Source organism: Anabaenopsis tanganyikae CS-531, from assembly GCF_029891675.1.
GTDB lineage: Bacteria > Cyanobacteriota > Cyanobacteriia > Cyanobacteriales > Nostocaceae > Anabaenopsis > Anabaenopsis arnoldii.
This window is the reverse complement of the sequence record NZ_JANQDF010000183.1, coordinates 1-9753: the sequence shown is the minus strand read 5'-3', so window position 1 is coordinate 9753 and position 9753 is coordinate 1. Positions and strand designations below refer to the sequence as shown.

Genomic DNA, 9753 nt, shown 5'->3' with positions numbered 1-9753 from the left:
GGTTAAGACATTGACGCATAGATTCACACCATGGGCTGGTTATTTATGGCTAAGAAAAATTATACAAGAAAATATATAAATAATTATACATCTTTGCTGTTTTGAGTGCGGTTACCCATGTTTACACAGATGATACATAGTATTGAGTAGGTTGGGTTGAGGAACGAAACCCAACCTACAAAAATTAAATTGATATTATTTATTATAAGGGCATAGATAGAACAAATAAAATAAAAGTATTACCCATTACCAATTATCAAAAAAATGATTGCAGCTAAAGAAAACACCCCCCACCTCACCCCCGAAGAATACTTTGCATGGGAAGAACAGCAACTAGAAAAACACGAATATATCAACGGCCAAGTTTACCCCATGAGTGGCGGTAGCGTTAATCATAGCCGCATTGCTATTAGATTTACGACTATGTTTGATACCCATTTAGACGCTAGTAGTTGCATAACAGGTAACTCAGACCTCAAAGTTAATATTTTAGGTACTAATAACTACACCTACCCAGATGTTAGCGTCACCTGCGACGAACGGGACAAAACCAATACCCAATATATTACCTACCCCTGCTTAATAGTTGAAGTTTTATCAAAAACTACCGAAGCTTATGACAGAGGTGGTAAATTTAGAATGTATAAAAATAATCCAGCCTTAATAGATTATCTGCTGGTCAGTTCCACCAGCATGGAAATTGACCTTTATCATAAAAACGAGGCTGGAGACTGGTTAATTATCAACTACAAACCAGGTGACACCATCCAACTTAAAAGCATTAATCTTAACTTTCCCCTTGAACAAATCTATCGCGGTTTAAATCTTGAACTAGGGAATGGGGAATAATAGAAGTATTACCAAATTACCTACTATCCATTAACCAATATGATCACCCTAGAAATAGCCATTCAAAAAATTCAATGTCTTTGAGCAAGTATACAGCAGATTTCAGCTAAGTAAGTCGGCACGAAAAAACAAAGCAAGTACAAAAATGTAAAATGCTGAAAAACCTCTTCCCACCTGCCTCCTGCCTTGCCACAACGATAAATTTCAACGCCCACCTACTTAGCAGTATTGTAGTCAAACAAGAAAATTTATAAAGCAGATATTAATTATGAAAATTGTTTCTATAAAAATTAAAAATTATCGAGCCTTTGAATCTATAGAAATTAAGGATATTCCCAGATTCTGCGTGATTATCGGAGCTAATGGTACTGGTAAATCTACCCTATTTGATATTTTTGGTTTTCTCCGCGATGCCTTAAAAAATAATATTCGTCAAGCCCTTCAGATCCGGGGTGGATTTAATGAAGTCGTGACTAGAGGCAAAGAACAAGAAGACATAGAAATAGAACTAAAATTCCGCATTAAAATTCTAGAGACAGAGCGCCTAGTTACCTATACTTTAAATATTGGACAAGAAGAAAAACGACCCTTAGTTAAAAGAGAAATTCTCAAGTACAAACGTCGTGAATATGGTTCTCCCTATCACTTCCTCGACTTCCAAAACGGTAAAGGATACGCCATCACCAACGAAGAAAATTTTGAACAAACTGAGGCGGAACTAGAACGGGAAGAACAACAACTTGAATCCAATGATATTTTAGCAATTAAAGGACTGGGGCAATTTCAACGTTTTAAAGCTGCTAGTGCTTTCCGTTCACTAATTGAAAATTGGCACGTTTCCGACTTCCATATCAGCGATGCCAGAGGTAGCAAAGATGCCCTTTATGCTGAACATCTCTCCCCCACAGGTGACAATATGGCGCTTGTTGCCCAATATATTTATCAAAACCATCCTGATATATTCCAAACGATACTCACAAAAATGCAGAAACGAGTACCTGGCATTTCTAAAGTAGAAGCCAAGGAAACAGAAGACGGTAGATTAATTCTCAAATTTCAAGATCAAGCTTTTAAAGATCCCTTTATAGATCGCTATGTTTCTGATGGCACCATGAAAATGTTTGCTTATTTAATTCTGCTTTTCGATCCCAAACCCCATCCTTTACTATGCGTCGAAGAACCAGAAAACCAACTTTATCCTAGTTTACTTCACGAACTCGCAGAAGAATTTGCCAGTTATGCCCACAGAGGCGGACAAGTATTTGTATCTACCCACTCTCCTGACTTTCTTAATGCTGTTCCCCTAGAAAGTATTTTTTGGTTGAAAAAAGAACAAGGAATTACCAAAATTTTTCGAGCCAGCGATAATGAAAACCTGAAAAACTTAGTAAAAGCAGGAGATTTACCCGGATATCTCTGGATTCAAAACTGGTTTAAAGGAGTTGCACCCTAATGAGCTATGACTTGATTTTTTTACTGGAAGAACCTTCTATGAAAAACGTACTAGAAATTATTCTGCCAAAATTAATTCCTGAGCATATTAGTTATATTTGTATCCCCCATCAAGGTAAACAAGACCTTTGTAAATCAATTCCTAAAAAGATCACAGCTTTTCGATTTAAACCTGAAACAAAATTTATCATTGTTCATGATCAAGATTCCCATGATTGTATAAAACTCAAATCAGAACTTTTAGAAATTTGTCAAAATACAGAAAACCAAAATATACTGATCCGAATAATATGTCATGAACTCGAATCTTGGTTTTTGGGTGATTTAGCGGCAGTTGAAAAAGCTTATGTACTAAAACCCCAAAGTTTGAGTCACAAACAAAATAAAAGCAAGTTTCGTAATCCCGATCAACTCAACTCCGCGAAAGCAGAACTCAGAAAGTTAGTTACAGAATATTATCCGGGTACTCACTCGAAAGCGATCGCACCTTATTTATCTTTGACTGAAAACAAGTCTCGTAGTTTTCAAATTTTTCTCGATGGCATTAAGAAAATTCTCAATTAGAGTAACATAACTCAAAGAGTAAAACAGTTCTCAAAACAGGCGATCGCCCCTGGGAAATACCAGTAATCACACGGTATTGCTGAGGGTAATATCTTCTGAATATGCGCCTTTGAGAATTTAACCCGGCTATGAGATACGCTCATATGATCTCCGGGATATTTTCATTAACTATGGACGTAACTGGATTCGAACCAGTGACCTCTACGATGTCAACGTAGCGCTCTAACCAACTGAGCTATACGTCCTTAACCACACGATTACTTAACTTAGCACATATCTTACAGGAAAGCAACTATTATTTTATTTATTTTATTTATTTTGCTCACTAGTCAGTCTCTAAAACCCTGGAGGCTTTTCTCAAGATATAGCATTTTCCATGCTTGTGAGGTAAAAAGTTTTTTAGTTTCAGGGAACAGGGAATAGGTAATAGGGAATTGGTGTGTACTTCATTACCCTGAAAAACCCTTTATGTACTATAAGTAATTTTTTATATTAGTATTTTAATTTATCCTCCTGGTTAAACAGTAAATAAATATACTAACTTTACAATAAAATACCAGATTCTCAACATAGGCTGTAATTTAGAGCCTGTTTATACAGTAAATATAAGGATTTGAGGCTTTAAAAGGATAGAAATTAGGGGTAACCGACCCACTCTAAAATTTACCTTTAATTCTCCATCGTGTTTGTCGCAGTAATGCCATATCATATTAAAAAATATTTGCACACATTCCCTAGGAAGATGACCTGAATAATTAGCAGGTTTAAATTAAAATTAGTGTGTCGATTAACTGCTTTCTATGGAGGTTTAGCCGAGTGCTAAACCTTTTTTATGCTGATATATTTCAGTTATGGTATTGCTTATATCTAACCTATAGATAGATGAAATTTACACAAAAGTACATTTACAGTGATAATACATGGTAAACTCTTGCTGAATGTGGGCTTGGCTAATGCTCAAGCCTCTTTTGTATATTTTCAATTTAGCTCTGGGGTTTATGCTTTAGTGCATTGAAAAACGATTTTAGCATTATATCATAAATGTCGGTTTTTTGTATATATCGATAGGTATTATAAATAATTTATTTATGCTGTTATTATTCAGTTCGTTAATGCCTGAAAAACATATAACTACCCTGGAGTTAAGGCCAGGGTTTTCTTTTGAGATGTTGGTTGGGGATAGATGACATCTCACCAGGGTATGAGTAATTTTTTGATGACTGCCTATCTATTGTGGATAATGATACCATGTTTATAGATATGATATTTAGCATATTTAATATAATTTGTATACTGCTTGAAGGCAGATGAATTATAATCAGTTTATATATAAATTGGCTAAATATGGTAAACACCTGGTATATATAAAGGTCTGGCTCTAGTTCAGGCCTTTTTCGTGCTTTTAATATATGAATGAAATGCCAAATATAAATTGAACCTAATATTCTACTGGCCGCAGGAAGATGAAGTTGAGAAAAAGTTTTCTTAAATTGTAAGTTAGTACGTTGTTAAGCACAGCAATAATCAAGGTTTGGTTCACAGCCAAACCTTTTTTTATGATTAATAATTGCTTATTTATCAGCTTTGAGACTATTTGAACACATCCTTTAGGAGGATGAACTAAAGGTATAGAACTATTAAATTATTATTGGTGTAGTAAATGCTTGGTATACATAAGGGCTTGGCTTGTCCAAGCCTTTTTTCCTGAGAATTTATATCAGCTTATATCAGCCGGAAGATGAAATTTTGGCGGTGAAATTTTGAGTATAATTAAATACTAAATAAATATATGGCATTATTATATTGATACCATGACATGGGGACGGAAAAGAATTTAAAGAGTTGTAAACTATGATAGACTCTCTAGCTGGCTGGAGAGTTTAGGATGGATATAAGATAAAAGCCAAACTTAATAGCTGATGACAGTCAAAAGCATCCCTAAAGCCATGAAAAGAGGATTCCCCACAAATTAGCAATGGCTGAATTAGCTTTACGACTGATATTCAGCAGATACAAGCTAAATCTTGATAGTTCTTTGATTCCATACTGTAAACCTATGACACTCAAACTCACAGTTCCCAATATGGCTTGTTCTGCTTGTGCCAACAATATTACTAATGCAGTAAAAGCAGTTGATGCCAATGCTACGATTGAGGCTGACCCCCAAACCAAATTTGTGAGCGTAGAAACTCAAGCATCGGAAGCATCAATTAAGAATGCTTTAGCTGCTGCAGGCTATCCAGCTGCTTAAAACTGATTATACCGGCTCAGATGCCTAGGGTATAAGCGTTTGATGTAATTTCCACATCTAAACTAAATGTGTTTGAGCGGATGAAGTTGCATTCATCAATTGGATGCAACTTTGACTGGATAGGCTACACTAGCAAAAGTGATTGACTGAGCATGGATACTCTCACGCTTAAACTCCGGGGTATGAGTTGCGCTTCCTGCGCAAACAACATTGACCAAGCAATTCGCTTGATTCCAGGGGTGATTGACTGCAATGTTAACTTTGCTGCTGAACAGGCTACAATCAATTATGATCGAACACGTACTAATTTAAAGATTATCCAAAGCGCTATCGATGCTGCGGGATACTCTTCTTACCAGGTTTCAGAAGACATACTGACTGGAGAAGATGATACTCACACAGCAATTAAGTTAGCCGCGGAACAGGAAATTAGCCGCAAGGTGATTGTGGCGGGTGTGATCGCTATAATCATTTTTGTGGGTTCCATACCCATGATGACAGGGTTAAATTTCTGGTTTATTCCCGAATTTCTGCATAATTATTGGGTACAGTTACTGTTGACTACCCCAGTACAGTTTTGGTGTGGTTGGGGTTTTTATGTGAATGGCTGGAAAGCCCTCAAGCACCATACAGCAACAATGGATACCCTGATGGCAGTGGGTACAAGTGCTGCATATCTATATTCTTTGTTTGTGACTCTGTTTTCGGGATTTTTTACGGCTCAGGGTATAATCCCTCATGTATATTATGAGGTTTCGGTAACTGTAATTGCTTTAATTTTGCTGGGACGGTTGTTAGAGCATCGCGCTAGGGGAAAAACCTCGGAAGCTATTCATAAACTGATGGGACTACAACCCAGAAATGCTAGGGTTATCCGTGGTGGTGTAGAAATGGATATTTCTATTACCGAGGTGGAAATTAATGATGTGATTGTGGTGCGTCCAGGGGAAAAGATTCCTGTAGATGGTGAGGTGATTACTGGTATTTCTACGGTGGATGAGTCCATGGTTACTGGTGAAAGCTTACCAGTGCAAAAGCAACCGGGTGATGAGGTAATTGGGGCGACTATTAACAAAACTGGTAGTTTTCAGTTTCGAGCGACACGAGTGGGAAAGGATACTTTTTTGGCGCAAATAGTCAAACTTGTGCAGCAAGCACAGGGTTCTAAAGCGCCAATTCAAAGATTAGCAGATCAGGTTACAGGATGGTTTGTACCTGCTGTAATTGCGATCGCGATCGCGACTTTTGTGATGTGGTTTAACTTCATGGGTAACTTTACCCTAGCAATCATGACCACAGTGGGTGTACTGATTATAGCTTGTCCCTGCGCTTTGGGTTTAGCTACTCCCACTTCAATTATGGTGGGCACTGGTAAAGGTGCGGAAAATGGTATTTTAATTAAAGATGCCCAAAGCCTAGAGCTAGCACACAAAATCACCACCATTGTTTTGGATAAAACCGGAACTTTAACTCAAGGGAATCCCACAGTTACCGATTTTGTCTGTGTGAAGGGTACTGCTAACCACAATGAACTACAGCTTTTACAGTTAGCTGCTGCTGTAGAGCGAAATTCCGAGCATCCCTTGGCTGATGCAGTGGTAAAATATGCCCAATCCCAAGAGGCGAGTTTAATTGAGTGTAATGACTTTGCAGCTGTCCCTGGTAGTGGCGTTCAAGGTGTGGTGTCAGACCGCTTAGTACAAATTGGTACAGAACGCTGGTTGACAGAACTGGGAATTAATAATCACTCCCTCCAGGAATATAAACAAGTCTGGGAAGCTGGGGGTAAAACTGTGATTTTAATAGCTGTAGATGGTGTTCTAGAAGGAGTGATGGGTATTGCTGATGCTCTGAAACCTTCCTCAGCAGCAGCAGTTAAAATACTACAGAAACTTAGATTAGAAGTGGTAATGCTGACTGGAGATAACAGTAAAACTGCGGAGGCGATCGCCCAAGAAGTCGGTATCCAGAGAGTTTTTGCAGAGGTACGCCCAGATCAAAAAGCCGCCATAATTCAATCCCTCCAAAGCGATGGTAAATCTAAAATTGTGGCGATGGTAGGTGATGGTATTAATGATGCACCTGCACTCGCACGAGCAGATGTGGGTATTGCGATTGGTACAGGAACAGATGTGGCGATCGCCGCGAGTGATATTACTCTGATTTCTGGAGATTTACAAGGAATTGTGACGGCAATTCAACTTAGCCGGGCTACAATTGGCAATATCCGCCAAAATCTCTTCTTTGCCTTTATTTACAACATCATAGGTATCCCGGTCGCTGCGGGAATTCTCTTTCCCTTCTTTGGGTGGTTGCTAAATCCGATTCTTGCAGGCGCTGCAATGGCTTTATCTTCCGTCTCTGTGGTCACCAATGCCTTGAGATTGCGGAAATTTAAACCAAAAATCATCTCTGGAGGTGTACAATAATTTCAACTATGTTCAATAAAAATATACTTTGGGCTAGTCTGGCGGCTTTGGGTCTATCCCTAGGAACAGCATCAGCAACAATACCAACTCATTCATCAGGGGAAACTAATGATTTTCACCCTAGGTCGCAACCTTTGGCCTTGAAAGTTGGTGTAACTATTAGTGGTGTCGCTTTAATTGCGTTAGAGCTATGGTGGTTTCTGTTGAGTAAATCACCATCACAACCCAACCGCAAAGAAGATTAATTAGGGAAGCGATCGCAGTTCCGTATATTCGTATAAAGCGATCGCCAGATTAATCCCTAGCCACAGGGATAGATCATCAAAATTGTAATTCTCTTTTGGCAGAGACGATTGCAGTGGCAAGCCCCCCATCCCCCCAAGAGACTTCCCCAAGGCTTAAAGAAAGAGCAGTCCATTGATTTTTGGCAATAAAAAAAATTCTGCGGGGTTTTAGGCTTAAAATTGCTTAAAAGGTCAACTTATAGTTAACTTTGCCACCCGCAGGACATCCCCAGCTATGATTAATGAAATTTTTCCTTTCCATTTTCAGATAGACAAAATCGCCATCGCCGGAACCTGTCTGTGGTCATTGGCGCTATACTTGATATTTTCCCCACTGCGTGATACAATAATAGAACTGCTCAGTAAATGGTTTAACTTCGCCGAGCGATCGCTTTACATCAGTCAACAAGAATTTGAAAAAACACGCCAAGCCAGAGAATCTCAAAACGCCTTTTACGCTTCACTATTTAGCATCATTCCCTTTCTAGTAATCGGCGGTTTATCCAACTGGTTTCTAGAAATTAGCTTAGGACGTAGCTGGGGCATCAGCATAGGTATAATGGCTTGTATTATTTCTGCTATTTATGAACTAGCTCGCCAAAGTGGGGAATTAGACGAATGACCCTTCCACAATAGCTATTTCCTCATCAGTTAATTCATAGAGTTCATACACCAACTGATTAATCTGTCTATCTGTAGCATTAATTTGCTGTTTAATTCTTCTTTTAGCTGGTGGTGTTTGAGCTTGATTTAGCTGTTCATGCAAAAACAACATTTGTTCAACCAGTCTAACCATTTGATTGTGAAGATTTGTTTCTGATAAATTCTCGAAATTAATCCTGCGGATTGGTAGCTGTTCAACAAACTGAGTAAAATAACGGAAAAACCCACCACGAATTGTGGTGCTAATATTCTTGAAGTAAAAATCTAATAACTTACTATTGAGTAATCCTAAAATATATTTAATAGACTCATTGACATCATTTTTCAGTGTAATTCCATAACCACTAGTAAAAGCATACTCTCCTCTTTCGTCTAAGGCAAAAGATGCTTTAATGGCAATATCAGGTACTAGTATTTTAGGATATCTCATCAACTCTATATTTTTGGGATAAATATAACCATACCAACCAGATCCCAGCATCTTACCTTTTTCTCGGTTTTCTAATTTGATTTGATTTTGGATGAGATAATCAAGAGTTAGCGGATAATTATTACAGAGTTTATTTTCATTGAGCAGATTAACTTGTCCGTTCACTAGTTCATAAGGAATAATCAATAACTTATTGGAATATAAAAGCTGATAGGCTTTAATTTCCTTCCCCTGTAGAAAAGGACAAGTTAAACTTGATTCAATTGTAATTACTTTATCTAAAGATTTAGAATACACATCTAGTAAGTTGTCTCTCTTTTGAGAAATAAAATCTACAACATATACTTCATTCGCACTGGTTCTAATACCTTGGGAAATATTATTTTTTATTTTCCCTAAACTGACGAATCTATGATCATTAAACTTCTCAAAGAATAAGGCGTTATGAAATTTGCTAAAGTTCCAGGTTTTACTAATAAAAGATTGTTGAATAAGGCTGATTTTTTCAATACTGTCATCAGTAACCCACTCTAATAAATCCTGTACCTGAATAAAAGTAACTTCTGATTTATCTGTTTTAGATAAGAAAAGCAAACAAGTATAAGTTGATACTTTAGGAAAAACTTGTTGATCACCAAAGTAAACTATTTTTTCCAGGTATTGACCTTTAGCAATTAATTTTCTCAAAGATTCTCCATATTGAGCATTAAAAAACTTATGGGGTAAGATAAAACCCAAACGCCCATCCTTTCTTAATAGATTTAGTCCTTTTTCGACAAAAACAACATAAATATCATAATTTCCCTTACTAGCAGAAACATATTCTTCCTT

Annotated in this window: 8 protein-coding genes and 1 tRNA gene; 7 read left to right on the top strand and 2 right to left on the bottom strand. The window is 37.5% G+C overall.

Annotated features, from left to right (window positions below; translation table 11 throughout):
• Window positions 1-264: 264 nt before the first annotated feature.
• The 3 genes from NWP22_RS17810 (at window position 265) to NWP22_RS17800 (ending at window position 2865) form a co-directional block, all read left to right on the top strand.
• Window positions 265-849 carry a Uma2 family endonuclease gene (locus tag NWP22_RS17810; RefSeq protein WP_280802189.1) on the top strand — a complete coding sequence of 195 codons (585 nt, stop codon included), beginning with the start codon at window positions 265-267 and terminating at the stop codon, window positions 847-849.
• 268 nt (window positions 850-1117) lie between these two features.
• Entirely contained in the window at window positions 1118-2302 is a 1185-nt protein-coding gene (locus NWP22_RS17805) for an AAA family ATPase (RefSeq protein ID WP_280802188.1), read from the top strand.
• Window positions 2303-2340: 38 nt separating this feature from the next.
• The gene (locus NWP22_RS17800) at window positions 2341-2865 is read left to right on the top strand and encodes a DUF4276 family protein (protein ID WP_280802187.1); all 525 of its coding nucleotides are present in this window, start codon (window positions 2341-2343) and stop codon (window positions 2863-2865) included.
• A 171-nt stretch (window positions 2866-3036) separates the two neighbouring features.
• Here the strand turns inward: NWP22_RS17800 and NWP22_RS17795 are convergent.
• A tRNA-Val gene (locus NWP22_RS17795) sits at window positions 3037-3110 on the bottom strand.
• A gap of 1811 nt (window positions 3111-4921) precedes the next feature.
• Here NWP22_RS17795 and NWP22_RS17790 point away from each other — a divergent pair.
• The 4 genes from NWP22_RS17790 (at window position 4922) to NWP22_RS17775 (ending at window position 8451) form a co-directional block, all read left to right on the top strand.
• On the top strand, window positions 4922-5116 hold the full coding sequence (locus NWP22_RS17790) for a heavy-metal-associated domain-containing protein (protein ID WP_271732155.1): 195 nt from the start codon (window positions 4922-4924) through the stop codon (window positions 5114-5116).
• 152 nt (window positions 5117-5268) lie between these two features.
• Window positions 5269-7545, top strand: coding sequence for a heavy metal translocating P-type ATPase (locus NWP22_RS17785; RefSeq protein WP_271732137.1), 2277 nt, complete (start codon window positions 5269-5271; stop codon window positions 7543-7545).
• Between the two features lie 8 nt (window positions 7546-7553).
• Complete coding sequence (locus tag NWP22_RS17780; protein WP_271732136.1) at window positions 7554-7790, top strand: hypothetical protein; 237 nt, start codon at window positions 7554-7556, stop codon at window positions 7788-7790.
• Between the two features lie 274 nt (window positions 7791-8064).
• Complete coding sequence (locus NWP22_RS17775; RefSeq protein WP_271732135.1) at window positions 8065-8451, top strand: hypothetical protein; 387 nt, start codon at window positions 8065-8067, stop codon at window positions 8449-8451.
• On the opposite strand, the gene NWP22_RS17770 is transcribed toward NWP22_RS17775, so the two are convergent.
• Window positions 8440-9753, bottom strand: a 1314-nt coding sequence (locus NWP22_RS17770; RefSeq protein ID WP_280802186.1) for a TaqI-like C-terminal specificity domain-containing protein, incomplete at its 5' end; no start/stop codon positions are given. The two genes, NWP22_RS17775 and NWP22_RS17770, sit on opposite strands and share 12 nt — an antisense overlap.

What these genes read in the sequence shown, in the direction of transcription:
- NWP22_RS17785 (WP_271732137.1), top strand. Translation starts at nt 5,269, where the DNA reads ATGGATACTCTCACGCTTAAACTCCGGGGTATGAGTTGCGCTTCCTGC.
- NWP22_RS17790 (WP_271732155.1), top strand. Translation starts at nt 4,922, where the DNA reads ATGACACTCAAACTCACAGTTCCCAATATGGCTTGTTCTGCTTGTGCC.
- NWP22_RS17800 (WP_280802187.1), top strand. Translation starts at nt 2,341, where the DNA reads ATGAAAAACGTACTAGAAATTATTCTGCCAAAATTAATTCCTGAGCAT.
- NWP22_RS17805 (WP_280802188.1), top strand. Translation starts at nt 1,118, where the DNA reads ATGAAAATTGTTTCTATAAAAATTAAAAATTATCGAGCCTTTGAATCT.
- NWP22_RS17780 (WP_271732136.1), top strand. Translation starts at nt 7,554, where the DNA reads ATGTTCAATAAAAATATACTTTGGGCTAGTCTGGCGGCTTTGGGTCTA.
- NWP22_RS17810 (WP_280802189.1), top strand. Translation starts at nt 265, where the DNA reads ATGATTGCAGCTAAAGAAAACACCCCCCACCTCACCCCCGAAGAATAC.
- NWP22_RS17775 (WP_271732135.1), top strand. Translation starts at nt 8,065, where the DNA reads ATGATTAATGAAATTTTTCCTTTCCATTTTCAGATAGACAAAATCGCC.